The following is a 24867-nucleotide window of genomic DNA, read 5'->3' on the forward strand; positions in this document are numbered from 1 at the left end:
AAAAAGCGGCTCCTAACAAGGAGCTGCTTTTTTTATCCCAGCTCATTTATGGTATACTGTTTACATAGTAAGCAATTATGGGAAGACAAGTATGGAGGACAGTGGGATGGAGCATGACGATGAGGTTGAAGTGTTAAATAACCTGCCGCGTGGAGTCGCGCTGGCATGGGGGCTGGTGAAAGAATCCCAGAGAGGGCCAAAGCGCGAGCTGTCCATTGACCAGATCGTTGCCGCCGCGGTAGATCTGGCGGATCGCGAAGGGCTTGCGGCTGTCTCCATGAGCCGGGTTGCGGCTGCTTTAGGATTCACGGCCATGTCTCTTTACCGCTATGTACAAAGCAAAGATGATCTGCTGTTGTTGATGCAGGAAGCGGTCTGCCAATTCCCAGACCAGCCTGAAGAAATACTCGCCGATTGGCGAGAGGGGTTGCGTCTGTATGTACGGGCTTGCATTGAGGTATTCGTCAAGCATCCCTGGTATGCGGATATCCCGGTATCTGGAGTGCCTATCACCCCCAATAATCTGCTGATCGTAGATCTGGCTCTTCGGCCGTTGCGAAATCTTCCGCTTAATGACTATGAGAAGATGTCTACGGTACTGCTGTTGAGCAGCTACGCGCGTTCAACCGGTATGATACAGAGGGATATGGAGCGGGCGATTCAAGGAGGGGCAAGTCCGGGTTCATTCAGTGGTTTGGATTACACCAAGGCACTTAAGCTTCTTGTTAAGAAGGATCGTTATCCGGATCTGCAGCCTATTATCGAGTCAGGCGTATACACCGAGGAGAATCCGGCTGACAATCCGGTTGGCAACGACTTTGATTTTGGCCTGGAGCGGATTTTGGACGGCATTGAGCATTATCTGGCATCGAAATAATAAAAAGACATCGGCTTGATGGATTCCATCAGGCCGATGTCTTTTTTAGGTGGCTCCGTTAGCGGCGCCCTGCTTTTTTTCGGAAGGAGGAGATGCTCCATAAGAATGCTATAGCCAGGATAAGCAGGCACCAGCCGACTGCCCACCATGCGCTGTCGTTTAGCGGTGTGCCAGTGAGCAGACCCCGGATCGTCTCAATGACTGGGGTGATCGGCTGATGATTCGCTACGCCTTGCAGCCACGAAGGCATCGTATCTGTCGGAACGAAGGCACTGGACAAATAGGGGAGGAACAAGAGCGCAAAGCCATATCCGCTAGCAGCGGCAGGACTGCCGGCTACTAACCCGATAGCGGCGAATAACCAGGTGAAGGTTAGGATAAAGAGGGTAATAACGGCAATCGCGAGCACCCATTCGAGAAAGCTTGCGTTAGGCCGGAATCCGACTAGCAGGGCTACGCCAAAGACAACGCCGGTTGCGAATAAATTACGGGCCAGACTGGCTACGACATGGCCGGTTACAACACTGAGGCTTTTGATCGGCATTGTCCGGAATCGGTCGATGATGCCATTCGTCATATCATTGGATACATCCACGGCTGTACTTGAAGAGCCAAATCCTGCACAGAGCAAAATAATGCCGGGAACAACGTAATTCACGTAGTCTCCGCTCGAATCGATTGCTCCTCCGAATACGTAAGTGAAAAGAAGCATGAGCATAACCGGCAGCATGATGGCCATAAGCAGAGCTTCTGTATTGCGCAGGCTGTGACGAAGACTCCGGCTGATAAAGACGAGATTTGTCGTCATGAGGGATGCCGGCTTAACTGGTTTGTCCGCTGCTATCATACGTGTAACACCTCTTTCTTGTTTGCCGTCAAGGCAACAAATACATCATCCATGCTTGGTCTGCGGATATTGACCCGTGTCCCGGGCGGAACTGAATGGGCCAGGTCATTTAAAGTGCGGCTTATATCCTGAATGCTGCCTGTAGTTGGTACGGTATGGATGACTTCGTCATGGGCATTCAAAAGCTCAATGACTTCTCCTCCCACACGAGCCTTTAATTGCTCGGCGCTGCCGGATGCTACGATCCTTCCGCCATTGATAACGGCAATCTGGTCGGCAAGCTGATCGGCTTCTTCCAAATACTGCGTCGTAAGAAATATCGTCCTCCCTTGTCTCGCCAGCTGACTGATGATATCCCATAACGCCCGGCGGCTGATTGTATCAAGTCCGGTTGTAGGTTCATCCAGGAAAATAACAGGGCGGCTGACAACAAGACTGATTGCAAGATCCAGTCTGCGCCGCATGCCTCCCGAGAAGGTTTTTACCCGTTTCTTGGCTGCATCAACGAGATCAAATGCTTTCAGAAGCTCCATTGTACGCAACCGGGATTGTGCAGCGGTAAGGCCGGAAAGCCTGCCGATCATCCGTAAATTTTCCTCGGCGGATAAGACTTCATCTACTGCGGCGAATTGACCGGTCAGGCTGATGTTCTGCTTAACCTGATCCCGCTCTGTCAGGACATCATAACCTCCCACATTCACTTTTCCTTCATCAGGCGAGACCAAGGTAGACATAATATTAATCAGGGTTGTTTTGCCGGCTCCGTTAGGACCCAGTAAGGCAAAGACAGTTCCGGCAGGAACAGTCAGGTCAACGCCGCTTAGCACGGTTTGTTTGCCGAAGCTTTTACGTAGGCCCGAAATTTCAATCGCGGATTGTTTCACAACGAAACGCCTCATTTCTGTGTACGTCGTACACTGATTATTATATAAACAGTATATGAAATAAACATTAAAAGATGCAACGTTTTTTTATCTTCGAATATTCGCAGGCGGGGAAGGGGAATTCGTCTGTTTCAAAATAACCCTAATGGTGTAATAGATAATACGAGATCGAATACGGTTTCGAATACGAGAACGGAATAAAGGAGAGATAACAATGCCAAAGGAAAACACAGGTAGCGGTTTGCTGGTGGGTACGATTGTCGGGACAGCGGTAGGTGCTGTTGGGGCGCTTCTGCTTGCACCAAAATCAGGTGTGAAGCTGAGGGAGGATCTCTCGAATAAGTTCCAGGCTATTAGCCAGCGTACACAGGAACTTGCTTCGACAGCCCGAGATAAAACAAAGGATGTCTTATCAAGCGTAAGGGAAGAAGCATCGGATTTGTCCGAGCACGCCAAGAAATCCAATGAACATGTCATGGATGCCTTCAGCGCTGCAAAGGATGATGTAAAAGATAAGGTAGGATCGACCTCTAATTAATGTATGAGAGGGGATCGAAGGAAAGAGGCTGTCCGGTCAGGACAACCTCTTTTTTTTTTGCTCTCAATGAGCAGTGTAAAATTGTGCAGAGCAAAAGAAAACCGCCTGTCTCTTCAGAGACAGGCGGTTTTAAGTTCCGTTCATCCTTCTTCGCTTTGCTGCGGATGCAAGATCTGCTTGAGTTTATCCAGAGCACGCTTCTGGAAGCGGGATACGCTCATTTGGGATACGCCGAGCTGATCGGCAATTTCCCGTTGGGATTGGCCATGCTGGTAGACAAGCACCAATACCTTGCGTTCCTCTTCTTTTAATTGATCCAGAGCATCCTGGAGTGCCAGCTGATTATCGACATGACGGTAATCATCCGTCTGATCACTGATGACATCGCCAATGGTGGCACTGTCGCCTTCGCTTGAGAGCGGAGTATCGAGGGATACATACTGATAAGATTCCCGTGAAGACAAGACTTCGATGGTTTCCTCTACCGATAATCCCAGATATGCCGCGATTTCATCCATTTTCGGCGAACGCTCCAGCTTTGTTGTCAGCTCATCAATGGCTTTTTGAACAAGCAGCCCTTTTTCCTTCATATTTCTTGGCACCTGTATGTACCAGGATTTATCGCGCAAGTAGTTTTTGAGCTGACCGATGATGCTCTTCATCGCATAGCCTTCAAAAGGAACGCCTTTGTCACTGTCATATTGCTTGAACAACCGCAGCATAGACATTTGACCGACCTGGAATAGATCCTCATACAGATCCGGTCGGTTTCGCGATATTTTAGATACAGCCATACGGACCAGCGGTTCAAAATGCTGCAACAATGCCGTTGCGGCATCATTGCAGCTTACTTGTCTATATTGAAAAAGAAGATTTGTTATTTGCTGCTGATCCAGGCAGGATGATTGTGATTTCATGCCATCTCCTCTTTCCTACCAAGTCGCTTGGTTAGAATCACCTCGGTTCCCATTTCTGTGCGGACTTCCACTTGATCCATCAAAGCCTGCATCAGAAATAGACCGAGACCTCCCACATTAGCGTCACTTAAAGGCTTGTGATGCAATGAAGCATCGGCTATGACAGAAGGTTCATAAAAAAAGCTGCTGCCCGAGTCTTTCACCCTAATGTGAAGGGAGTCCTGCTGAACTTCAAATACAATTTCCATTATGCCATGGACACCACCGTCATAAGCATGAAGCACAACATTCGTGCATGCCTCTGTTACGGCTACCTTCATATCTTCAATTTCCTCGTAGGAAAAGCCTTCTTTTGCAGCTAACCCCGACAGGGTCAGCCGCACAATATCAATATAATCTGCTTGAGCCGGTATAGTTAAACTTATCCATGGTTTCATCATTTTCTCGTTCCTCTCCGCTAGTCCTATTATAGCCTATTGTTGTTTGAGTTTTCTCCAAATACGTACCGAGGATAAAATGCCATCTGTTATAGCGCTGGTGACTTTGCTGCTGCGATGTCCGGTTGCTTCATTGTCGTAGACTTCCCGATGCTGTTTGCTTTTCATCGTTGTCACAAGACTAACGGCCGTTTCCTTCATCACGCCGGTGAAGCTGTGGAGCGTCTGGCCGATATCGTGAACGGTGGCAAAGACAACATCCAAAGAGCGAAGCTTCGTACGGACATCACGAGTCATTTCATTTGTATTGTGGATCATTTCCTTCACGTCGCCGCTGATTTGCGACACATCGGTTCTGAGTTCTCCGACGGTTGATCGAACTTCCTCCAGGGTTGCTGTTAACGCTTTAATGGTCTGAATGAGGAAAAACATCAGAATAACGAAAGCAACCGTAATAACAGCAATAATGATTTGAATAAAGAGATCCATCTGCAATCACATCCTCTTTTCTCTTTAATTACCCTAGAAAAATGTAAGTGAAACAACAGATTCGAAGAGATGATAGTGGTATACTTATTAGAAAGAGATCAGGAGAAAAGGAGATTAGTATGCTTCGAGCCATCAAATTTAATATCAGGACGAAGATAGCGATCGGGTATTTCCTCATACTTGTTTGTCTTGGTGCCTCGATCTTGGCCGTAACCGACCGTATTGAGGCTCTGCAAACTGAAGTGGAGTCCATTACATCAAGAGATGTAGAAATTCATAATCTTATTGCATCTATTCAATATGACGCTATTAGTATGGAGACCGCTCAGCGGGGATTTATCATTACCGGCGACACAAGTTATCTGGAGCCTTATGATCTGGGCAAATCCCAATGGGAAGCCAATTACAATAGCCTGTATGCCTATATATCCGATAACCCGAGCACACAAAAGGCGCTTGAAGAGATCAAGCTGTCGATTCAGGAATGGATCAGCAAGACGGCAGAGCCGACCATTGCGATGAAGAAGGAAAACAGAAGTGCTGACATTATTGCCTTTTTCCAGGATGATGTCGGCAAGCAGCAGATGGACAGCCTCCGAGCGAAATTTGATGCTGTCGGGAATCAAGAGGTCCAATCGACAAGACTGCATATTATTGATCTGGAAAATAAAAACAGAATACTGACCATTGGGATCTATGTCCTGCTGCTGGCTGCGACGATTATTTCACTCATGATTGTTTCCTTTGTGTCGGGGTCCATTGTGAAGACCATTAAGCAGGTTGTAAGAACAATTACCGAGATCGCTTCTTCCGGAGGTGATTTGGGCACAAGGATTAAAGTGAATACGAATGACGAGATCAAGGAGCTTGGTGATGCAACGAACAGATTGCTCGCAAGTCTCGAAGCGCAAAGCTGGATTCAAGCGAAGGTAGCCGAAGTGGCGACAATGAACCAAGGAATTAATGATCTGGGGATATTGGCGAGATCCTTCCTGACCAAGGTAGCGCCAATGATCAATGCTTCTTACGGCGTATTTTATATCCGGAGAGGAGCAGGCGAGCAGCAGCGCTTGGAGAAGCTGGCATCCTATGCGGGTACCGGCGAAGAAGCCGGCAAGGAATCATTCCGTTTCGGAGAGGGTCTGGTTGGTCAATGCGCCTTGGAGAAACGTGTATTCCTTCTTAATCAGCCGGATCAAGCCCCGCTGATTACAACTGGACTTGTCCAGCTGGAGCCCCGCAGCATTCTGATGGTTCCAATTGAATATGAGGAGCGGCTCGAGGCCGTCATTGAATTTGCTTCCCTGCAGTCATTCACCACGCAGCATCTGAAGCTGCTGGAGGAGATTGAGCAGGACTTTGGCATTGCCGTCAATAATGTAGCTGGGCGGATGGAAGTAGAACGGCTGCTGAGCGAATCCCAGGTGCTGACGGAAGAGCTCCAGATGCAGCAGGAGGAAATGCGGATGACGACCGAACATCTGGAAGAGCAATACTTGGTCGCCGAGCAGAAAACAAAAGAGCTTGAGAAAGCGAAGGAAGAGTTAGAAGACTATTCCGAGCAGTTGCAGAAAAGCTCGCAATACAAAACCAACTTCCTGGCGAACATGTCACATGAGCTCCGGACACCGCTTAACAGCATTCTCATCTTGTCCCAGTTGCTGGCCGAGAATGAAAACCAGACATTAAATGATGACGAAGAAGGTTATGCTAAAGTTATTCACACTTCGGGTACGGACCTGCTTAAGCTGATTGATGACATTCTGGACCTGTCGAAGATTGAGGCAGGCAAAGTGGTTCTGACTATTGATGAGGTTAACCTTACTGAAATTCCGGAGATGATGAAGCTGACATTTAACCCGGTAGCAGAGAAAAAGGAACTTGCCTTTATCGTTGATATGGCCGATAATCTGCCAGATGTCTGGTATACGGACGGGCAGCGGTTGCAGCAAATTCTTAAAAACCTGTTGTCGAATGCTTTCAAGTTTACGGAAAAAGGCTCGGTTCATTTGCAGATTGAGCGGGCAGGTGACGAAACGCTGGCTATTTCGGTGACCGATACGGGGATCGGTATTCCAATGGATAAGCAAAAGCTGATCTTTGAAGCTTTCCAGCAGGTAGATGGCAATACGAACCGGCTCTATGGAGGAACCGGTCTTGGATTATCGATCACCAGTGAATTTGTGAAGCTTCTTGGCGGTTACATTAAGCTTAACAGTTCGGTTGGCAGAGGAAGCTGCTTTACCATTTATCTGCCTGAGCTAAGCCAAGAGAGGCTGGATACCATCCAGCTCGCTATGCAGGAATCGGCTGCCGCTGCCGAACAGCTTGGCGAGATCCCGGTACAGGAAGAGAGCGGGAATGAGACGGATTCTTCACGGATTAGCGAAAACGAACAAACAAGCGGATCGAATTTTGCCGGGAAGAAAGTGCTGCTGGTAGAGGATGATGCACGGAATGTATTCGCGCTTGTTCAGGCGCTCGAGAGCAAAAAGATGCAGGTAACCGTAGCGGGCAACGGCCGGCGCTGTATGGACATTTTGGAAGAAAATACGGACTTTGATCTTGTATTGATGGATATTATGATGCCGTTGATGGACGGATATGAAACGATGCGGGAAATACGCAAATTGCCGCAGCTGCAAGATATGCCAATTATCGCGCTTACCGCTAAAGCGATGAAATCCGACCGCGACAAATGTCTGGAAGCGGGAGCGTCGGATTATATCAGTAAGCCATTACAGATGGATCAGCTGTTCTCGCTTATGCGGGTGTGGCTGACGAAGCAGGTGAGCCATTGATGGATGATCATCCTTACAAGGACTTGCCTGAAGCGGCATTGGATGAGCTGCCGGTCACGGAATGGGAAAATATTGAGATCGAGCTGTTAATTGAAGGGATCTATCTGGCTTACGGGCATGATTTCCGCCATTACTTGCGCTCCTCTTTGCGGAGGCGTATTCGTAACCGGATGTGTCTCGACGGCGCGGATACGGTTACCGGGCTGCTCGGGAAAGTGCTTCATGAGCCGGGATACGTTAATAAGCTGGTCAACGATTTTTCGATTAAAGTAACGGAGATGTTCCGGGATCCTAGCTTTTTCAAGGCGTTCCGGGAAAGGGCTGTTCCTCTGCTGAGGAACAGCCCTGAAATTCGGATTTGGCATGCCGGCTGCTCAACGGGAGAAGAGGTCTACTCCATGGCGATCTTATTGCAGGAGGAAGGGCTTCTCGATAAAGCTAAGATTTATGCGACCGATATGAGCGAGCGTGCTATTGAGCAGGCGAAGGCAGGGAAGTTCCCGCTGAAGCGGATGCAGACGTTTACGAAGAACTATATGCAAGCCGGCGGTACCAAAGAGTTCTCGGCTTATTATACGACGGACCGGGATTATGCGATATTTGACCCTTCCTTGGCGGATCATATGATGTTTGCCCAGCATAATTTGGCTACGGACAGCACATTTAACGAATTCCATGTTATTCTCTGCCGCAATGTCATGATTTATTTCAATCCCGAGCTCCAGGACCGCGTCCACCGGCTGTTTCATGACAGCTTGACAGTTGACGGCATACTTGGCCTTGGCAGCATGGAATATTTGATAGCCCCTTGGAAGCATCACTACGAGGAATTGGCAGACGGAGAGCGTCTTTTCGTGAAGAAGCCTTAAAAGAATGAGGCCGTCTCAAAAGAGGTTCGCTCGCTAGAGTGTAAGCATAGATGATGACCTTCATGAGCATTTTAGAATGATAGCTGTCCCGGCCCATCACCGGGATAAGCTTTGGTGAAGAGATTCATATTTAAACGGTTGACTTAGTCGTTGATGACGCGAACGAGATGTATTTTCGGGGATATCTTCCTGCAAGTCCATGGCAAGGAAAGTTGATCCATGGCATATTCTTTGTACAAAAGAAGCCTCTCCTTTGTTGATGGTTGGTCGCACTTCCATTTAAATAAGGATTGGCTTCTTTTTGTTTGTCTTTTCGGCATTTCATTGACAGGTTAATGGCAAACGGAGCGTTTTAATGATTCTGGAGAAGCGTCAGCGTTCGCTTTTGTGAGGGGATTCCAACCTTACCAAGTTGATTCAAAGGAATCCTCGAGCAATGGCGATCGGAAGAACATTAAAATGCGCAGGTTGCTATTCAACCCAAATTTAAAAGAGGTGCCCTTAGTCATTTACATGACTTTTGGGACACCCCCATCTTCCCTATTGACTCACATATTTCGTCAGAATAACCTCTGTACCATTCTCATTAGATTGGACGGTTACCTCATCCATTAGAGCTTCCATTAGATAGAGACCAAGTCCGCCGACCGGCAGTTCGCTGATTTCGATCCCTTGAAGGGGAGGGGAAATCTCGTCAGTTTCTGAATCATGATGCTCGAATGGAGGGCCGTCATTTTTAACAATAATGGTTATGCCAGCCTCGGTCGGCTGGAAGCTGATATCAATCAGGCTGAAGCCTTCCTCCGCGGGACGTCCATGCAGAACGGCATTGGTGCAGGCTTCTGACACGGCAACCTTCATATCTTCAATGTCTTCATAGGAAAAAGACAACTTGGACGCAATACCGTAAAGGCATACTCTTACGATATCAATATAGTCGGCATGAGACGGAATTTGTAATCGTATCATGTCTATTTCTCTGTCCCTTCCGATAAGTATCCGGAGATGCCTGTTAAATCGAATAAGCGTTGAATGGACGGCGGGATTTCCGTAACGGAGAAAGGAGCGTTAATCCCGTCACGATACTTCAGTATGGATACAATAATCCCAATACCCGTACTGTCGATATACTTCAGCTCACGAAGATTCAAGACGAGATTAAGATCCGTCCGGTCCATAACCGGCTCCAATGCGGTTCTTAGCTGAGGCACGACGGATAAGTCGAGCTCACCGCCAAGCGATATCATGTAGCTGTCACGTGTTTCTTTTTGATCAATCTGGAATTGCTGAGACTTCATTCGATTCACTCCGATCATTAAAGTAAGGGTAGTTATACAGATGAAATATGATAATACGCGATAGATTCGAGCGTACCGTTGTCATAGTTAATGAACAGCTTCAGCACGTTCTCCTGGCGTTCATATACGATACCGTCATCGGCCTTATAATCCGGCTCGCCCAGCGCCTCAATTAATGCTTCTATGGAGACGGGGATTTCCTGATCATCAATCCAGATGGTATCCGCGCTTCCGCTAACCTTGATTTCTTCCATAATACCATCGCTGAACACGACATCCAGATTTGGATATTCATACGTTTCTAGCTCTGTAAAATAGTCATCATGGGTGACGCGGACAGGTTCGCCAAGCATTCGCTCGACTGTTATTTTATCATCGTAGAGTGTAAGTCCATTAACGGACTGCAGTTTGATGTCTGATAGGTCATAGTCCGCATGGGATACGGTTACCATTTCGTTTGGCGTAGGAGCAGTCTGCAGCTCATGAACGGGTTGAGGCAGGGCCATATAAGCGAGCGGCACGATGCCGATGATCCCTCCCGCAAGATAACATGCCAGGAATGTATTCTTCATATTGATCCCTCCAGCCTTTGTCATTAGCCTTACTATGGATTACCCGATAAGGGGGGAGTTGAAACAGGCTGGAGTAAAAATTATTTCGTATATAGAGTGACGAGGCAAATATCATCCTTTTGTATAGTGCCGTTATCATTCGGAATCATGGTAGCGACAAGCGCAGAAGGGTCCAGCCGCTGTTCATTTCGCATGAGGCTGATTAACGTCTCGTTTGAGATTTCGTGCCCGTCTGCCATCCCGTCAGTCAAGCCGTCGGTGTAGAGAACAATGCCGGCGTCCTGTTCATAATGAAACTTGCCTTTGCTGACCTTCAGCTTGTTAAATAAGCCGATGGCACTGCAGCAAGGCTCAAGCAGTGCGGGCTTGCCGTCCAGGAAGGCGATTCCGGGAGGATGCCCGGCGTTGACGTACTCGATTGTTTTTTCCTCCACATCAAGCACCAGATAAATCGCCGTAAAATAGTAACTCATTAATTCATCCTTCATATGCAGCTGATTCATGTAGCGGTTGAGCTCATGCATGACCTGCTCAATGTCGGAAATGCGCGTGATGGTATCACGCAGCACGGAAGAGATGTACATGCAGACCAGAGATGATGAAATGCCATGGCCCATCATATCAAGCAGAATGACACCATAACGATTCCTGTCAATCCGGTACCAGTTGTAAAAGTCACCGGCAAGCTCGGAAGAGGGCTGGTAGGCGGCATTGATTTTCAAATTCTCGTCATCAATGGCTGTGCTGAGAACACTAAGCTGCACCTGCTTGGCCAGCTCCAGCTCGGATTTCATTTTTTTGTCATGTTCCTTATGCCGGTCGATTTCATGCTTCAGCCGCAAGGCTGAGCGTATCCGTGCAAGAAGCTCCATCCGGTTGATCGGCTTCATCACATAGTCGCAGGCCCCGGCATCAAGGGCTTCGGCCATCTTGTTCGAATCTCCAACCGCGGTAACAAATATGATCGGAATGTCCTTGTAACGCTTGTCCTGCAATACGTTTCGGCATGCTTCAATTCCGTCGATGTCAGGCATCATCATATCCATAAGAATTAATTCCACATCCGAGTCTATTGAAGCAGCCGAGCCTTCTATACCAAGAATTCCATATAGTTCACGGGCTGATGAGGCTGTTAATAAATTCCGGTAACCGGCTTTATTCAGAATCGTCTGCACAATAAGCTGATTGGTCGCATTGTCGTCAACAATGATGATACTCATCCGGAGCACACCTTTCTTGCCTATTTTTTAACATTATTCTTTTTAACACTATACCATAGTTCAAAGACCTACCCATACGGATAGGTCTTTGTTTTTGAATGTTCGCTTGAACGAACATTTATAAGCGGTATTCCGGATAGTAATAGACCGAAGTGTCATAATCGTCATCCTTGTATTCCTTGCCGCCCCAGCCGATAACCAGAATTTTATCCCTGTCCATTTGCTGCTCAAGATGCTCGGCATATTGCTTGGAGATCCCGAGTGATCTCATCTTAGCGCGAAGCTCATCGCCGGTAGAGCGGAAGATGTTGGCGATTGCCGTTCCCACGCCTTCTGCGGATACACCGATTTGCTCGGCGTCCGTATTTTTGGCAATGCGTGCTGTACGGCCTTTATCGTGAGTCAGTACAAAGATGTTCTCCCTCGCATAGCCGTCGCGTTCGAAACGGTGAACCTGCTCTTGAACCTCCAGCATGTTATTAACCGTGTGTACTCTTGTCGTCATGGTTTGGGTTGTCATTGTAATTCCTCCTCGATTTTAGTTAAATGATTGGCTGTTGTTCTTGGTTATGCTCGTCTTCGTCCGAATATCAGGGATGCGATAAAGAGGACGATAAAGACTACGAATAAGATTTTCGCAATGCCGGCAAGCGCTGATGCGATGCCCAGGAATCCAAACAGGCCGGCGACGACTGCGAAGATGAAGAAGAGTAGTGCCCATCCTAACATATTAATCACCTTTCTTTCGATTGGGTTTTTCTTGCTGTTTTGTTTGTTTCGCTTGCTTGTCTTGCTTGATAGATACTTAACCAGGATGCCTGGAGATGAAACAGCTTCTGCAGCAAAAAGTCTAATCCGATAGGCTCAGGAATTTATCTTCATTAATATATCTACCTAAAAAACAGCCTGCACGGGTTAACGTGCAGGCTGTTTGACGTGCCAATCTATTAAAGACGGCCCAGATATTCCTTCAATCGACCAGGAAAATCGGTAATGATGCCTGTTACGCCGATGGAGACAAGACGGTCCCATTCGGCAGGATGATTGGATGTGTAAGGATAGATATGAAGCCCTGCGGCAACAGCGTCCTCGGCATCCTGAGCTCCGATGAGCCCGTGATGCGGATGAAGCGACCACACCTCTGTTTCCAGCAGCGCCGCGTACGAAGCATGATGAATGAGGTCGGCGGCATACAAGAGTCCGATGCGCAGCTCCGGCTCCGCCTGCTTCAGCCTGAGAAGCAGCTTATGGTCGAAAGAAGAGACGATGGTGCGCTCTAGTCGATTTTCGGCGCGGAGGTAGTCCAGCAGGATTTCGTCGAGGAGGGCTCCTGCGGAATCCTTCACTTCAACATTGATCTCAACGTCCTCCGGGAGGAGGTCGTACACTTCCTCCAGAAATGGGACTCGTTCTCCGGCAAAAGCAGGCGAGAACCAGCTTCCCGCATCCGCCTCGCGGATAACGTCCGAATGCAGGGAGCGGATCGCTCCGGAGCAGTCCGTCGTCCGGTCGAGCGTATCGTCATGGCAGACGATAAGCTTGCCGTCCATCGACAAATGAATGTCCAGTTCCACCATATGGCTTCCTTGCTCGGCCGCAAGCCTGAAGCTCGCCAGCGTATTCTCTGGTGCTTCTCCGGCCGCTCCTCTATGCCCGATTACGATTGGGCTGCTTGCATTTCTCTTCATGTCATGCTCGATTTCCACTGTCATCTTCCTGTTCCCTCCCAGTCGGGCATGCACGCGCTATTTTCGGCAATCCCGTTAGTCACCCTTTATCATATGCCTTCTTCGTGGGCTTGTCCCGCATGCATTTGAAAACTAAAAGAAATCTTTAGAAAGATATGGTTTCTTTCAATTAAGCGTTATCTCCTTTCCTAATCTTCATAAATTTATGACATTGAGGTTACAAATGGGAGTTATTGTTAGACTTGCCAAACCGAATCCGGCAAAACCATCTCTTGAAAGGGCGGTTGCAGTCACAAATGAACTCATCCCTCTATTCGGACAAGTCTAAACCAGTCTTGTCTCCGGTCTCCAAAGTCTCGGTCCGTACCCCGATTGCCGCAGGCAAGCTGAGGCGGATGCGGGAGCAGCTGCTAGGTTACCTGTTTCTATCGCCTAGTCTGGCTGTATTCCTCTTGTTTTTATTTTATCCGATGGCTCGCTCGGTCTATCTGAGCTTTCAGCTTACCGATCCCCGCGGCAGGGTTGCCGCTTACGCGGGCTGGGACAATTATTCGCGGATGATGGAATCGTCCGCTTTCTGGAACAGTCTTTGGATCACGGTCAAATTCACGCTGCTGACCGTGCCTGCCGGACTTGCCCTCGGCTTGCTATGCGCCAGCCTCGTGCATGCCGCCGGCAGAGGGAGCAAGATCTTCCGCTTCATCTTCTCGGTTCCGCTGGCTCTTTCCGTCGGAACGGCGTCTATCCTGTGGATGATCCTGTATCACCCGTCCCTTGGCATGCTCAACTACTTGCTTGAACAGATCGGCATCGGGCCGGTCCAATGGCTGACCGATCCGGCAGCAGCGCTTGGTTCCGTCTCGCTTATGACTATTTGGATGAACTCCGGGTTTCCGTTCGTCTTGCTCCTGGCCGCCATTCAAGGGCTCGACAACGATGTTATGGACAGCTCGCGAATCGATGGCGCTTCGATGTGGAGAACATTTTTCTCGATCAAGCTGCCGCTGCTGTCGCCGACGCTTTTCTTCCTCGCGGTCGTGTCGATTATGAGCGCCTTCCAATCGTTCGGACAAATCAATATCCTCACCAAGGGCGGCCCTGCCGGATCAACGGATGTGCTGGTGTACTCTATTTACCGGGAAGCCTTCATTAATTACCAGTTCGGAACCGGCAGCGCTCTGGCCATCGTCCTGTTCATCCTGATGCTTCTTCTGACGGCAGTACAATTCCTCGTGCTTGGAAAGAAGGTGCATTACCAGTGATGGCATCACGCAATCCGGTCCGTTTTTTCAGCCTTTACGGCTTACTCATTCTGCTGTCGCTGCTCGTGCTGGGACCGCTGTTGTACCTGCTTGCTCAGATCTTCATGACTCCGGCCGAAGCAGGTCAATATCCGCCCAAGCTGCTTCCTTCCGGTCTTCATACGGCAGAGCTGAAGAATGCGATCGAAACCGTGCCGATATTCGGCTTCATCTTCAACAGCTTTATTCTTGCGGTTGCGATTATGGTGCTCCAGGTGCTGACGGCGGCACTGGCCGCTTACGCATTTGTCTACATCCGGTTCTCCGGAAGCCGGTTCTGGTTCGCGCTGTTTATCAGCACGATGATGATTCCATGGGAAGTAACCATTATTCCTAACTATTTGACGGTCAAAAGCTGGGGATGGCTCGATTCGTTCCAAGGGCTCATTGTACCTTTTGCAGCCTCGGCGTTTGGGGTGTTCCTGCTCCGCCAGTTCTTCCTGCAGCTGCCACGTGAGCTGTTCGAGGCGGCGCGCATCGACGGCTGCGGACATTTCCGCCACTTCGTCTCCGTTGTGCTGCCGTTATCTGGCCCAGCCGCTGCATCGCTGGCCGTATACGTGTTCCTGAACGGATGGAACCAGTACCTGTGGCCGCTGCTCGTTACAAGCAGCGATGCCATGAGGACGGTCCAGATCGGAATCGCGATGCTGCAATTCGAGGAGCTGACGAGCTGGAATCTGGTGCTTTGCGGAGTGGCGCTTGTTCTGGTGCCATCGCTGGTACTGCTGGCGCTGGGCTTGAAGCCGCTTGTAAGAGGGATTACGGCCGGCGCGGTTAAAGGCTGATGAGGAACTTTAGTTCAATTCGGGTATTCGTCCTTCGGGACTAGCCATATATAGAAAACATTATTTTAAGGGAGAGAAAAGAAACCATGGTTAAACGCAATTGGAAAATGGTACTGCCTGTGGCGGCAATGCTTGTGCTGCCTTTATCAGCTTGCGCATCGAATCCGAACAACGGCGGAAATGAACCGTCGCCTACCGTTTCGGCTTCCAATACGGACACCGCAGCAAACGCTGGCGCAGCTTCCACCGAGCCGGCCAAAGAGCCTGTCAAAGTGGTCTGGTGGCATTCCATGAGCGGCGAGCTCGGAACGGCTGCGGACAAGCTCGTCAGCGATTTCAACGCTTCGCATCCCGATATTAAGGTAGAAGGCGTCTTCCAAGGCACTTATGACGAAAGCCTGAACAAGCTGAAGGCTTCCATGGATTCCAAGTCCGGCCCTTCCTTGATCCAGGTGTATGAGATTGGTTCGAAATTCATGATCGATTCCGGCGCCGTAACGCCGGTACAGCAGTTCATCGACGAGGAAAGCTATGACGTGTCTTCTCTGGAGCCGAATATCCGCAGCTACTATACGTTCGACGGCAAGCAGTACTCCATGCCTTTCAATACTTCCAATCCGATACTTTACTATAACAAGGATCTGTTCACAAAAGCCGGTCTTGATCCGAACAAGCCGCCTGCGACTTACCAAGAAGTAGCTGATGCTGCCAAGAAGCTGACCGGGGACGGCGTGACAGGAGCATCCTTCGCCATCTACGGCTGGTTCATGGAGCAGCTGCTCGCCAATCAGGGCAAGGATCTTGTAAATAACGGCAACGGCCGCGACAGCTCCGCTTCGGAATCGCTCGTGAACCAGGAAGCAGCAGTCAAGACGCTGACCTGGTGGAAGGGCATGGTTGATGACAAGTCTGTTCTGAATCTTGGACGCAAGACGGACGACACGAAAAAAGCGTTCCTGGCCGGCCAGATTGCCATGACGCTTGATTCGACGGCTTCGCTGCGCGGCATTGTTGACGGCGCAGCAGGCAAATTCGAAGTGGGTACGGCCTTCCTGCCGAAACCGGACGCTTCCTCCGAAGGCGGCGTCGTTGTCGGCGGAGCAAGCCTGTGGATTCTGAACAACAAGCCGGCGGAAGAGCAGAAAGCCGCTTGGGAATTCATCAAGTACTTGGCAGAGCCGGCAGTCCAAGCAGAGTGGCATATCAACACCGGCTACTTCCCGATTACAAGCAAAGCTTATGACGAGCAGATTGTAAAAGATAATCTGGCGAAGTATCCGCAGTTCCAGACAGCGGTAGACCAGCTTCATGCCTCCAAGCCGGGCACAGCAAGCCAAGGCGCCGTAATGGGCGTATTCCCGGAAGCGCGCCAGACGGTGGAAGGCGCGATCGAGGAAGCGTTCACGGGCAAGAAGGACGTTAAGGCTGCGCTTGATGATGCGGCAAAGCAGATTACCGAGAAAATCGGCATCTACAACAAGACGGTAGCGAAATAACTAGCGAAAGCTTTTGCAGCCTGGAACAGCCCTTGGGATCTATGCTCCCAAGGGCTGTTTTTAATTATGTTCAGAATTATCTGATAATAATGTTTCATCGAATCGATAGCTGGTTAAGTAATGACATGATAGCAATTCCAAATCGAAAAGGATGTGGGATCGATGGAGAAGCATAAGGTACATGTTAACGGCATCGATATGGTATATGAAGAATGTGGTCAAGAAAACGAAAAAACGATTATTCTGATTCACGGTTTTTGCGGCTCCTCCCATTACTGGCATAATGTTTGTCCGCTGTTGACCGAGCACTACCGTGTAATCATGCCGCAGCTGCGGGGTCATGGCGAGACATCGGTACCAGACAATATTTATACAATGGAAGCATTAGCTGATGATATAAATGGACTCGTAGAAAAATTGGGCATAGAAAAAACGGTTTTATTTGGCCATTCCCTTGGCGGCTATGTAACGCTGGCATTTGCTGATAAATACCCGGATAAGCTGTCCGGCTTTGGACTAATTCATTCCACGGCTCTGCCGGACACGGAAGAAATGAAGCGGAAAAGGTATCAAGATATCGCCTTCATCCAGAAGGAAGGGATCGAGCCTTATGTCCACGAGCTTATTCCGAAGCTGTTTAAGGAATCCAAGAGGCAGGATATGCCTGATGAGGTGGAAAAGGTTAAAGAGGCCGGACTCAAGATGTCTGCAAAGGGAGCTATTCATACGCTTGAAGGTATGATGATGAGGCCGGACCGCAGCGCGATGCTGCATGAAGCATGTTACCCCATTTTGCTGGTGGCAGGGGCGGATGATGAAGTCGTGTCTCCGGATGATACATTCTCCGTCAATGAACAGGAGACGCCAAAGACGACTTACGAGTACCCGCATATTCAAGAAAACACGTTCGAGGGCGTTGCTCATATGAGTCTGTTCGAGGCCCCAGAGCAGCTGGCCAGGGTCATTGCGAACTACCTCAGAACCCTTGGGGAGAAGGAGCCCGTGAGGGCATTGTAAGCCGGTGAATAAACAGAATAGAAGGATTGCCCGAATGGATCATTCCATTCGGGCATTTTTTCTGTAAAGGATGCATTTCTGCTTCCCTGGAAGTATGATTATATCGAATGCAAGTAAAGTGGGTGAAGAGATGACCGAAGAAACCGCAGCCCGTTGTCCAATCTGCAAGGAAGATAATAAATGCGGCAATCTGGCGGGAATACCGGCCGGATCGTGTTGGTGCAGCAAGGAAACCTTTCCGCAGGTGGTCTTTGAGCAAATACCGCCTGAATGGTTAGGGAAGGCATGTGTATGCCAGGCCTGTCTTCATAAGCTGAAGCAAGAATCGATGAAAGAGTCCGGGGGAATAAAGTGATGAATCCGATTATCCAATCAGAAGTAGAAGAGCTGCTTCGGGCTTTCGTTGGCGAGGAGATCCATGTCCATAGCGAAGCAACCTCTTACGTGTTTGTCCGCAATTTCAAGCTAAAGCTGACGCAGGCTTTTGTTGCTGGAGAGGGGCCTTTTAGGGTCGCTTTCCGTTTCGATCACATCGGCTGGCTGCGCATGGAAGCACTGACTCATTATGAGCTGGATCACGAAGACCGGTTATTGCTGGCCGGTTATGATGACAGAGGGCGCATGAATGTAGCCCTTCATCTTGGAAAGGAGCCGTTTGCAGAATGAGTACATCTACGAGAAAACTCCTTGCTGTATTTGCGCATCCCGATGATGAGTCATTTATTTGCGGCGGAACGTTAGCCAAATATGCAAGCAGCGGTGTCGAGATTACGCTCGTCAGCGCTACCAGAGGCGAGATGGGGCGAAGAATGGGCAATCCTCCTTACCTGAATCGTGAAACGATGGCGGCGGCACGGGAGCTGGAGCTGCGTGAAGCTTGTAAGTGTTTGGGGGTTCAACATCTTCAATTTTTCGATATCCGCGATAAAACGGTGGAGTTTGTTGACCCAGATCAATTGTCGGACCGTATTGCCGGATTAATTAGAGAAGTGGATCCCGATGTTATTCTCACCTTCCATGAGCAATGGGGCGGACATCCGGATCATTGCGCGATAGGCAAAGCGACGGCGGAAGCGCTCGCCCGTACGGGGTTGAAGAAAGCCCTGTATTACATATCCTTCGGGGACTCCTTGGCATATCCTGAATCCTTTGGATATACGAGAGAGGATATCTCTCAAATCAACATAAGCAAGTTTAAAAAAGCAAAGCTTGCCGCGTTCCGTGCTCACCGTTGCCAGACGGAGATGGATGAATGGGTATGGCTGCCGGATAAGCAGGCAATGAACCGATTGGGGGATTATGAGTATTTCATAAGAGGAAACGAAGAGGCGCTTCGAAGAGACCGGAGCGATCTGTTCTAGCACCTCATGAAACGATTATTGGGTGAATTCGCTTAAGGCTTCGGCTGCGAGATTCGATATAACCACATTGTCCATCGGCGGATTATGCAGTCCTGCCCGGACATCCCGGTAATACCGTTCTAATGGCAGTTGCCGGGATAAGCTGGTTCCGCCGACAATCCGCATCGCAAGATCTACGATCCGAATCGCATGATTTGTCACGATATATTTGGCAAGGCCAAGGTCCGCTTTCAGAGCGGGCCTGTTCGCCGTCTCTTGATCCCAGCGGTCCGCAACGGAATAAAGCATCGTATGAGCGGTGCGAAGCTCGATCTCCATCTCGCCAATCGAGTGCTGAACAGAAGGGAGGGCGGCAATTGGCTTCTCCATCGTATTTGGTTTGTACGAGTTGGCAAAATTCACGGCGAAGTCTCTAGCCGCCTGTGCGATACCTAAATAACATGCCGGGATATGCAGCATCCAGCCGCCGCCGTCATCCGAACCTTTGCCGTGAAGTCGGTTTGCGGTTGGTACAAAAGCCTGATCAAGCACAACATCATGGCTGCCGGTTGCCCGCATGCCAAGCGTATCCCAGGTCTCAATCAAGGACACCTGTTCTCCCCGCTCTACGAGAAAATCGCCAGTGCTTTCTTCATCAGGAATATAAGCTGTAACGACAAACCGGTCAAGGATCGGGGACAGCGTGCTGAAGGTTTTGCGGCCGGAAATCAGCCATCCGCCGTCAACAGCTGTTGCTGTAGTCTCGGGCTTGCCGCCCCGGCTTGGACTGCCGGAAGCCGCTTCGCTGGCGAAAGTATTAATCATCGCGCCGTCATTAACGACTGCTTCGCATAAATGGGCGAAGACGGGCTCCGGCCATTTCCGGGTTGTCCGCAGATGAAGAATCTGGCCCATATGCCAGCCAACTGCTAAAGCCGTTGAACCGTCACCATAAGCAATACGTTCTTGCAGCATAACGAGCTCATACAGAGAAATCTCATCGCCGCCGTAAGCTCGCGGCACGGTCAGCTTCAAGTACCCTGCCTCTTTCAAATCCGCAAAATTATCAAAAGGAAAGGAACCTTCCCGGTCATGCCGGGATGCTCTTTCCGCGAAACGAGCTGCTAATTGATCTGCTTGAGCCGCAAGGGCTCTCTCTTTCTCATTCCGAATATAGTGATCGATCCACCTGGCCATCCGTTGTCCACTCCTCTCTCCCTTATTATAGCAACTAGATAGAGGGAACAGGAAGCGGTTAGGCTTGAACGCCGATATGGGCGTTTGAAGCGAACCGGAACAAACCTTTATCCGTTAATTTGAGCTCGGGGATGACCGGAAGAGCCAAGAAGGATAAGGTCAGAAACGGATTAAACGTATCCGGAGCACCAATCGTGCGCAAGGTCTCATAAAGACTTTGCATCTCCGTATAGACCTCCTTATAGCTCTGCTCGGACAATAATCCGCCAACGGGCAAGGCCAGGGAAGCGAGCACCCGACCGTCCAGAGCAACGGCCAGACCGCCATTCATGGAGACGACATGCTCGATTGCGGTCAACATATCTTTATCGGACACACCGGCGCAAATGATATTATGCGAATCATGGGCAACCGACGATACGATGGCGCCTTTGCGTAATCCGAATCCTTTTACAATCGCGAGCCCGATATGGCCGGTTCTATGATGACGTTCTACGACCGCAAGCTTCAGCTGATCCCGTTCCACTGAGGCCAAAAACCGCTGCTCCTGGTCTCTCTGGACTTGTTCCTGCAGATGAAGGGTGACAAGCGAGTTCGGAATAATCCCGATCACATTGCAGAAGTCCGATTGAAGCGGGAGGTGAAGAGCATCCGGCTTCAGCGGCTTCATTCCGTTACGGATTACGGCAGCAGTCGAAGCACTGACTGAAGACGGGGAGATCGACTCAGGGAAAGCGGCTTCATTAAGCTCGCCGTTCTGGAATACACAAACACCTTCCTTATAGACTTGCCGGATAGACATGGAGCCGAGATCATCCAGAATAACAAGATCAGCTTTATAACCGGGTGCGATCGCCCCTTGATGACGGAGGCCGAAGCATTCGGCGGCATTTAGGGTAGCCATCTGGATAGCGGTAACCGGATCAAGTCCTTTGCTCACAGCAAGACGGATACTGTAATTGACGCTGCCTTCCTCGAGCAAATCATCAATCAATTTATCATCCGTCACAAAAAGACATCTCCGGCTGTTCTGCGGCGTGACGGCAGGGAGCAATGCTTCCAGATCCTTGGCAACCGTTCCTTCGCGAAGCATGAGGTACATCCCAAGCTCAAGGCGCTGCCGCGCTTCTTCGGCGTTGATCGCCTCGTGATCCGTGCGAATGCCTGCGGCCATGTAAAGGTTTAGCTGCTCACGTGAAATGCCGGCAGCATGGCCGTCGATATGGGCATGATGATCGGCTGCGTCTGCCAGTTTAGTGATCAGGCCGGGACTTCCTGCAGCAAGTGCAGGGAAGTCCATCACTTCAGCAAGTCCAAGCACCTTGGGGTGATGGAAGAAAGGGTGGAGCTCTTCGGCTTCCAGCACTGCGCCGCTTGTCTCGAAGGGAGTGGAAGGCACGCATGACGGCAGATTGACATAGATGTCGAGGGGAAGACCTTCGGATTGGTCAAGCATGTATTGGATCCCCTCCCTGCCCATTACGTTGGCAATCTCATGAGGATCGGTCACAACCGCAGTAACCCCGTGCTGAAGGACGACCTTCGCGAACTCCCGCGGCGTAAGCATCGAACTCTCGATATGTACATGACCGTCAATCAAGCCGGGAATAATCCATTGACCTGATGCATCAATGACGGTTTGGCCATCCTTGTACTCGCCGATTCCTGCTATCATGCCATCGACGACCGCAATATCGCCGGTCATGATGCTGCCAGTAAATACATTCACAATTTTCCCGTTTCGGATAACAAGGTCTGCCGCAGCACGTTTTGCTGTTACCTCAATTCGTTTAGACAGCCGGTCTTTTGTATTCATGTCTCCTATTCTCTCCTCTTTTCCATAAAATAAAAAAAACTCCCGATCACCATCGATGCTGAAATAAGCATGCTGGTAATCGGGAGTTTACGGTTCCCGGTAGAAACCCTCGACCCGTATTGCCGAGGTTATACGCAATATTAGTATCTATTGTAGGGGATGGATACCGGAAATTCAAAGCATTATTTTTCTGGAACTGCATGCTCTAATTGTTCATCAATCTTGCGCATCAATTCCGGGTCCTCGTACCAATCAAGCTTTTTGTCAATCTGCTTAAGGTTATTGTTCAGTTCCTGGATCTGTTCTAGCACCTTAAGTTTGTGGTCAGCAAGCATTTTTTTGCGCACCTCAATGGTTGCGCTTCCCTGCTTGCACCAATCGCTGTACTGCTTAATCTCCTTAATAGGCATTCCGGTGTCTTTCAGACAGCAGATAAGGGAGACCCATTCCAGATCCATCTCCGTAAAGATCCGGATGCCGGATTTATTGCGTGATACGAATGGGAGCAGACCTTCTTTGTCATAGTAGCGAAGCGTGTGGGCAGACAAGCCAAATTTGCTAGCAACTTCATTAATCGTAAAATTCATTTTTTTTCACCCTTTAGCTTGACTTAGAGTTAACTCGAAGGAGTAACCTCACTTTAGAACAACTGATCGCAATAATCAAGTGTTCAAATTACAGAGGTAAAAAGGAGAGGCTAACAATGGGAGCTAGTCATAAAATCGCACTTGTCACAGGAGGAAGCCGCGGCTTAGGGCGCAATTCGGCTATCGCTTTATCGAAGAAAGGAATCGACGTTATTGTGACTTATCTGTCCCGTTCGGAAGAAGCGGAAGAGGTCGTGAAGGAGATTGAGGCAAATGGCTGTAAAGCGGCCGCGCTTCAGCTTGATGCGGGCAATATTTCTTCCTTTGACAGCTTTGCCGCACAATTGGATGATCTTCTGAAGGAGAAGTGGGGCCGTGATCAAATCGACTTCCTGATCAACAACGCAGGGTTTGGCATCCATTCGCCGATTGCAACAACCACGGAGGAGCAGTTTGACAGCTTGATGAACGTTCATTTCAAAGGTGTCTTTTTCTTAACGCAAAAGCTGCTGCCTCGTATTGCAGATCAAGGCGGGATTGTCAATCTGTCTACAGGGTTAACGCGGTTTACGACGGACGGTTATGGCGCTTATGCCGCTATGAAAGGTGCTATTGAAGTGCTGACGAAATATATGGCGAAGGAATTGGGTAATCGCGGGATCAGGGTCAATCTAGTTGCGCCAGGTGCGATTGCGACGGATTTCGCAGGAGGATTCGTGAGGGATAATCAGGACATTCGTGGTCATCTCGGCTCGCTGACGGCACTTGGCCGTGTTGGCGAAGTTGATGATATTGGCGGTGTCGTAGCGGCTTTATGCACACCGGAGCTTGGCTGGGTGAATGCGCAGCGCATTGAAGCCTCGGGCGGTATGAACTTGTAAGGTGCTCGAAGGGTGTTGTTAGCATAATTCTCATATTTGAACTTATTGCTGGAGCCGGCTGCAAACCGGCTCCAGTTTCATTTACGGGGTCATATGCGTCGGAATCTGGCCTGCCGGATAAGGACCGTCCCAGCCCAGATAATAATGGCGGACTGGTTTAAGATCATCATTTAATTCATAGACTAGCGGAATGCCCGTTGGAATGTTCAGGTCTGCTATACCGTCAGGCGGAATTTGATCCAGGTATTTCACCAATGCCCGGAGGGTGTTGCCATGAGCGGCAATAAGCACGCGGCCTCCTGCGGAGATGACAGGGGCTATTTCGGCATTCCAGTATTTCAGCACACGTGCTTCCGTGTCCTCCAGATTTTCCGTTAACGGAACTTCACCATTCTTCAAGTCCTTGTACCGCGGATCAGCTGCCTCATAACGCAGGTCGGTTTTGTCCAGCGAGGGAGGGCGGATATCCACGGATCTTCGCCATATGTATACCTGGTCTTCCCCGTATTTCTCCGCTGTCTCGGCTTTGTTTAGTCCCTGCAGGGCGCCGTAATGCCGCTCATTTAACATCCAGCTCTTATGCTCAGGAATCCATAACAGGTCCATCTCATGAAGGATAATCCAGGATGTCCGAATGGCTCGCTTCAAGACGGAAGTATAGGCGGCATCGAAGACGTAGCCGTGCTTTTTTAATATTTTTCCCGCCTCTCTCGCTTCATCGAGCCCTTGAGTCGACAAGTCGACATCGGTCCAGCCCGTAAAACGGTTCTCAACATTCCAAACGCTTTGTCCGTGACGAATTAGGACGATATTTTTCAAGCAGATAACCTCCGCTCCTTCTGTTTTATCTATCTCTATAATGTTCCCTATGCAATAAAAAAACAAGCTGGCCTGATAGAAATCAGAGCCAGCCTTTAACTTTATTTGATCTTGAAACTTCAATAATGTAATATGAGTTAATCTTTACGTCAACGTTAACTTTGTGCTAGTAAAATGGAAGTTGGTTT

28 protein-coding genes, 1 pseudogene and 1 riboswitch are annotated in these 24867 nt (G+C 49.4%); of the genes and pseudogenes, 12 read left to right on the plus strand and 17 right to left on the minus strand.

The features are described 5' to 3' along the window. Positions 1–106: 106 nt before the first annotated feature. Positions 107–877, plus strand: coding sequence for a TetR/AcrR family transcriptional regulator (locus BM200_RS16510; protein WP_091187452.1), 771 nt, complete (start codon positions 107–109; stop codon positions 875–877). Positions 878–935: 58 nt separating this feature from the next. Here the strand turns inward: BM200_RS16510 and BM200_RS16515 are convergent, their stop codons facing one another. Next, the gene (locus BM200_RS16515; protein ID WP_091187453.1) at positions 936–1724 is read right to left on the minus strand and encodes an ABC transporter permease; all 789 of its coding nucleotides are present in this window, start codon (positions 1722–1724) and stop codon (positions 936–938) included. Beyond that, positions 1721–2608: an ATP-binding cassette domain-containing protein gene (locus BM200_RS16520; RefSeq protein ID WP_091187454.1), complete on the minus strand. Its 888-nt coding sequence runs from the start codon at positions 2606–2608 to the stop codon at positions 1721–1723. The genes BM200_RS16515 and BM200_RS16520 overlap by 4 nt, the downstream gene beginning before the upstream one ends. 214 nt (positions 2609–2822) lie before the next feature. Here BM200_RS16520 and BM200_RS16525 point away from each other — a divergent pair, with 214 nt between their 5' ends. Then, positions 2823–3146 (plus strand): YtxH domain-containing protein, encoded by a 324-nt coding sequence (locus tag BM200_RS16525; protein WP_091187456.1) that lies wholly within the window; start codon positions 2823–2825, stop codon positions 3144–3146. A 140-nt stretch (positions 3147–3286) separates the two neighbouring features. Here the strand turns inward: BM200_RS16525 and BM200_RS16530 are convergent, their stop codons facing one another. The 3 genes from BM200_RS16530 to BM200_RS16540 are packed head-to-tail and all read right to left on the minus strand — an operon-like array spanning position 3287 to position 4989. Continuing rightward, the gene (locus BM200_RS16530) at positions 3287–4063 is read right to left on the minus strand and encodes a sigma-70 family RNA polymerase sigma factor (RefSeq protein ID WP_091187457.1); all 777 of its coding nucleotides are present in this window, start codon (positions 4061–4063) and stop codon (positions 3287–3289) included. Further along, the gene (rsbW, locus tag BM200_RS16535; protein ID WP_091187934.1) at positions 4060–4500 is read right to left on the minus strand and encodes an anti-sigma B factor RsbW; all 441 of its coding nucleotides are present in this window, start codon (positions 4498–4500) and stop codon (positions 4060–4062) included. The genes BM200_RS16530 and rsbW (BM200_RS16535) overlap by 4 nt, the downstream gene beginning before the upstream one ends. Before the next feature lie 36 nt (positions 4501–4536). Beyond that, the gene (locus BM200_RS16540) at positions 4537–4989 is read right to left on the minus strand and encodes a DUF948 domain-containing protein (RefSeq protein ID WP_091187459.1); all 453 of its coding nucleotides are present in this window, start codon (positions 4987–4989) and stop codon (positions 4537–4539) included. 119 nt (positions 4990–5108) lie between these two features. Between BM200_RS16540 and BM200_RS16545 the strand changes: the two genes are divergently transcribed. After that, positions 5109–7790 carry a response regulator gene (locus tag BM200_RS16545; protein WP_091187461.1) on the plus strand — a complete coding sequence of 894 codons (2682 nt, stop codon included), beginning with the start codon at positions 5109–5111 and terminating at the stop codon, positions 7788–7790. Further along, the gene (locus BM200_RS16550) at positions 7790–8659 is read left to right on the plus strand and encodes a CheR family methyltransferase (protein ID WP_091187463.1); all 870 of its coding nucleotides are present in this window, start codon (positions 7790–7792) and stop codon (positions 8657–8659) included. Before BM200_RS16545 ends, BM200_RS16550 begins: the two co-directional genes overlap by 1 nt. 37 nt (positions 8660–8696) lie before the next feature. Here the strand turns inward: BM200_RS16550 and BM200_RS30825 are convergent. From BM200_RS30825 to BM200_RS16590, 8 genes and pseudogenes are all read right to left on the minus strand, one after another. Continuing rightward, positions 8697–8898, minus strand: a pseudogene (locus BM200_RS30825) (transposase); the annotation flags it as partial. A 301-nt stretch (positions 8899–9199) separates the two neighbouring features. Then, a complete protein-coding gene (rsbW, locus tag BM200_RS16560; protein ID WP_091187464.1) occupies positions 9200–9628 on the minus strand; it encodes an anti-sigma B factor RsbW in 429 nt (142 codons plus the stop codon). Between the two features lie 2 nt (positions 9629–9630). After that, positions 9631–9957 (minus strand): STAS domain-containing protein, encoded by a 327-nt coding sequence (locus BM200_RS16565; protein WP_091187466.1) that lies wholly within the window; start codon positions 9955–9957, stop codon positions 9631–9633. Between the two features lie 32 nt (positions 9958–9989). After that, the gene (locus BM200_RS16570) at positions 9990–10529 is read right to left on the minus strand and encodes a hypothetical protein (protein WP_091187467.1); all 540 of its coding nucleotides are present in this window, start codon (positions 10527–10529) and stop codon (positions 9990–9992) included. Between the two features lie 80 nt (positions 10530–10609). Beyond that, a complete protein-coding gene (locus BM200_RS16575) occupies positions 10610–11749 on the minus strand; it encodes a PP2C family protein-serine/threonine phosphatase (RefSeq protein ID WP_091187469.1) in 1140 nt (379 codons plus the stop codon). A gap of 118 nt (positions 11750–11867) precedes the next feature. Beyond that, positions 11868–12269, minus strand: a complete 402-nt coding sequence (locus BM200_RS16580) for a YflT domain-containing protein (protein ID WP_091187470.1) — start codon at positions 12267–12269, stop codon at positions 11868–11870. Between the two features lie 47 nt (positions 12270–12316). Continuing rightward, positions 12317–12478 (minus strand): DUF1328 domain-containing protein, encoded by a 162-nt coding sequence (locus BM200_RS16585; protein ID WP_091187473.1) that lies wholly within the window; start codon positions 12476–12478, stop codon positions 12317–12319. Positions 12479–12696: 218 nt separating this feature from the next. Continuing rightward, positions 12697–13461, minus strand: coding sequence for a glycerophosphodiester phosphodiesterase (locus tag BM200_RS16590; RefSeq protein WP_091187474.1), 765 nt, complete (start codon positions 13459–13461; stop codon positions 12697–12699). 272 nt (positions 13462–13733) lie between these two features. Here BM200_RS16590 and BM200_RS16595 point away from each other — a divergent pair, with 272 nt between their 5' ends. From BM200_RS16595 to BM200_RS16625, 7 genes are all read left to right on the plus strand, one after another. Beyond that, positions 13734–14699: a carbohydrate ABC transporter permease gene (locus BM200_RS16595; protein ID WP_091187476.1), complete on the plus strand. Its 966-nt coding sequence runs from the start codon at positions 13734–13736 to the stop codon at positions 14697–14699. Further along, positions 14699–15526 (plus strand): carbohydrate ABC transporter permease, encoded by an 828-nt coding sequence (locus tag BM200_RS16600; RefSeq protein WP_091187478.1) that lies wholly within the window; start codon positions 14699–14701, stop codon positions 15524–15526. Before BM200_RS16595 ends, BM200_RS16600 begins: the two co-directional genes overlap by 1 nt. 86 nt (positions 15527–15612) lie before the next feature. Further along, on the plus strand, positions 15613–17022 hold the full coding sequence (locus tag BM200_RS16605) for an ABC transporter substrate-binding protein (RefSeq protein ID WP_091187479.1): 1410 nt from the start codon (positions 15613–15615) through the stop codon (positions 17020–17022). A gap of 162 nt (positions 17023–17184) precedes the next feature. Further along, a complete protein-coding gene (locus tag BM200_RS16610; RefSeq protein ID WP_091187481.1) occupies positions 17185–18039 on the plus strand; it encodes an alpha/beta fold hydrolase in 855 nt (284 codons plus the stop codon). Positions 18040–18169: 130 nt separating this feature from the next. Continuing rightward, positions 18170–18394 (plus strand): cysteine-rich CWC family protein, encoded by a 225-nt coding sequence (locus BM200_RS16615; protein ID WP_091187483.1) that lies wholly within the window; start codon positions 18170–18172, stop codon positions 18392–18394. Continuing rightward, entirely contained in the window at positions 18394–18705 is a 312-nt protein-coding gene (locus BM200_RS16620) for a DUF1806 family protein (RefSeq protein ID WP_091187484.1), read from the plus strand. Before BM200_RS16615 ends, BM200_RS16620 begins: the two co-directional genes overlap by 1 nt. Then, the gene (locus BM200_RS16625) at positions 18702–19400 is read left to right on the plus strand and encodes a PIG-L family deacetylase (RefSeq protein ID WP_091187486.1); all 699 of its coding nucleotides are present in this window, start codon (positions 18702–18704) and stop codon (positions 19398–19400) included. Before BM200_RS16620 ends, BM200_RS16625 begins: the two co-directional genes overlap by 4 nt. 15 nt (positions 19401–19415) lie before the next feature. On the opposite strand, the gene BM200_RS16630 is transcribed toward BM200_RS16625, so the two are convergent. The 3 genes from BM200_RS16630 to BM200_RS16640 all read right to left on the minus strand — a co-directional run bounded on the left by BM200_RS16630 (position 19416) and on the right by BM200_RS16640 (position 22979). Continuing rightward, positions 19416–20576, minus strand: coding sequence for an acyl-CoA dehydrogenase family protein (locus tag BM200_RS16630; RefSeq protein WP_091187488.1), 1161 nt, complete (start codon positions 20574–20576; stop codon positions 19416–19418). 58 nt (positions 20577–20634) lie between these two features. Continuing rightward, complete coding sequence (ade, locus tag BM200_RS16635) at positions 20635–22392, minus strand: adenine deaminase (protein ID WP_091187935.1); 1758 nt, start codon at positions 22390–22392, stop codon at positions 20635–20637. A 56-nt stretch (positions 22393–22448) separates the two neighbouring features. After that, positions 22449–22546: riboswitch (purine riboswitch) on the minus strand. A gap of 28 nt (positions 22547–22574) precedes the next feature. Next, the gene (locus BM200_RS16640; protein ID WP_091187490.1) at positions 22575–22979 is read right to left on the minus strand and encodes a MerR family transcriptional regulator; all 405 of its coding nucleotides are present in this window, start codon (positions 22977–22979) and stop codon (positions 22575–22577) included. A gap of 116 nt (positions 22980–23095) precedes the next feature. On the opposite strand from BM200_RS16640, the gene BM200_RS16645 reads away from it, so the two are divergent. Next, on the plus strand, positions 23096–23860 hold the full coding sequence (locus BM200_RS16645; protein WP_091187491.1) for an SDR family oxidoreductase: 765 nt from the start codon (positions 23096–23098) through the stop codon (positions 23858–23860). A gap of 81 nt (positions 23861–23941) precedes the next feature. On the opposite strand, the gene gpmA is transcribed toward BM200_RS16645, so the two are convergent. After that, on the minus strand, positions 23942–24679 hold the full coding sequence (gene gpmA, locus BM200_RS16650) for a 2,3-diphosphoglycerate-dependent phosphoglycerate mutase (protein WP_091187493.1): 738 nt from the start codon (positions 24677–24679) through the stop codon (positions 23942–23944). Positions 24680–24867 lie beyond the last annotated feature (188 nt).

The organism is Paenibacillus catalpae, assembly GCF_900112695.1.
GTDB classification, from domain to species: domain Bacteria; phylum Bacillota; class Bacilli; order Paenibacillales; family Paenibacillaceae; genus Pristimantibacillus; species Pristimantibacillus catalpae.

Excerpts from the sequence above, each read along its gene's own strand:
- BM200_RS16580 (WP_091187470.1), bottom strand. The coding sequence starts at position 12,269 with ATGACAACCCAAACCATGACGACAAGAGTACACACGGTTAATAACATG.
- BM200_RS16565 (WP_091187466.1), bottom strand. The coding sequence starts at position 9,957 with ATGAAGTCTCAGCAATTCCAGATTGATCAAAAAGAAACACGTGACAGC.
- BM200_RS16545 (WP_091187461.1), top strand. The coding sequence starts at position 5,109 with ATGCTTCGAGCCATCAAATTTAATATCAGGACGAAGATAGCGATCGGG.
- BM200_RS16625 (WP_091187486.1), top strand. The coding sequence starts at position 18,702 with ATGAGTACATCTACGAGAAAACTCCTTGCTGTATTTGCGCATCCCGAT.
- BM200_RS16620 (WP_091187484.1), top strand. The coding sequence starts at position 18,394 with ATGAATCCGATTATCCAATCAGAAGTAGAAGAGCTGCTTCGGGCTTTC.
- BM200_RS16540 (WP_091187459.1), bottom strand. The coding sequence starts at position 4,989 with ATGGATCTCTTTATTCAAATCATTATTGCTGTTATTACGGTTGCTTTC.
- BM200_RS16610 (WP_091187481.1), top strand. The coding sequence starts at position 17,185 with ATGGAGAAGCATAAGGTACATGTTAACGGCATCGATATGGTATATGAA.
- BM200_RS16515 (WP_091187453.1), bottom strand. The coding sequence starts at position 1,724 with ATGATAGCAGCGGACAAACCAGTTAAGCCGGCATCCCTCATGACGACA.
- BM200_RS16645 (WP_091187491.1), top strand. The coding sequence starts at position 23,096 with ATGGGAGCTAGTCATAAAATCGCACTTGTCACAGGAGGAAGCCGCGGC.
- rsbW (WP_091187934.1), bottom strand. The coding sequence starts at position 4,500 with ATGAAACCATGGATAAGTTTAACTATACCGGCTCAAGCAGATTATATT.
- BM200_RS16575 (WP_091187469.1), bottom strand. The coding sequence starts at position 11,749 with ATGAGTATCATCATTGTTGACGACAATGCGACCAATCAGCTTATTGTG.
- ade (WP_091187935.1), bottom strand. The coding sequence starts at position 22,392 with ATGAATACAAAAGACCGGCTGTCTAAACGAATTGAGGTAACAGCAAAA.
- BM200_RS16630 (WP_091187488.1), bottom strand. The coding sequence starts at position 20,576 with ATGGCCAGGTGGATCGATCACTATATTCGGAATGAGAAAGAGAGAGCC.
- BM200_RS16585 (WP_091187473.1), bottom strand. The coding sequence starts at position 12,478 with ATGTTAGGATGGGCACTACTCTTCTTCATCTTCGCAGTCGTCGCCGGC.
- BM200_RS16510 (WP_091187452.1), top strand. The coding sequence starts at position 107 with ATGGAGCATGACGATGAGGTTGAAGTGTTAAATAACCTGCCGCGTGGA.
- BM200_RS16595 (WP_091187476.1), top strand. The coding sequence starts at position 13,734 with ATGAACTCATCCCTCTATTCGGACAAGTCTAAACCAGTCTTGTCTCCG.
- BM200_RS16605 (WP_091187479.1), top strand. The coding sequence starts at position 15,613 with ATGGTTAAACGCAATTGGAAAATGGTACTGCCTGTGGCGGCAATGCTT.
- rsbW (WP_091187464.1), bottom strand. The coding sequence starts at position 9,628 with ATGATACGATTACAAATTCCGTCTCATGCCGACTATATTGATATCGTA.
- BM200_RS16640 (WP_091187490.1), bottom strand. The coding sequence starts at position 22,979 with ATGAATTTTACGATTAATGAAGTTGCTAGCAAATTTGGCTTGTCTGCC.
- BM200_RS16530 (WP_091187457.1), bottom strand. The coding sequence starts at position 4,063 with ATGAAATCACAATCATCCTGCCTGGATCAGCAGCAAATAACAAATCTT.
- BM200_RS16615 (WP_091187483.1), top strand. The coding sequence starts at position 18,170 with ATGACCGAAGAAACCGCAGCCCGTTGTCCAATCTGCAAGGAAGATAAT.
- BM200_RS16600 (WP_091187478.1), top strand. The coding sequence starts at position 14,699 with ATGGCATCACGCAATCCGGTCCGTTTTTTCAGCCTTTACGGCTTACTC.
- BM200_RS16590 (WP_091187474.1), bottom strand. The coding sequence starts at position 13,461 with ATGACAGTGGAAATCGAGCATGACATGAAGAGAAATGCAAGCAGCCCA.
- BM200_RS16570 (WP_091187467.1), bottom strand. The coding sequence starts at position 10,529 with ATGAAGAATACATTCCTGGCATGTTATCTTGCGGGAGGGATCATCGGC.
- BM200_RS16550 (WP_091187463.1), top strand. The coding sequence starts at position 7,790 with ATGGATGATCATCCTTACAAGGACTTGCCTGAAGCGGCATTGGATGAG.
- BM200_RS16525 (WP_091187456.1), top strand. The coding sequence starts at position 2,823 with ATGCCAAAGGAAAACACAGGTAGCGGTTTGCTGGTGGGTACGATTGTC.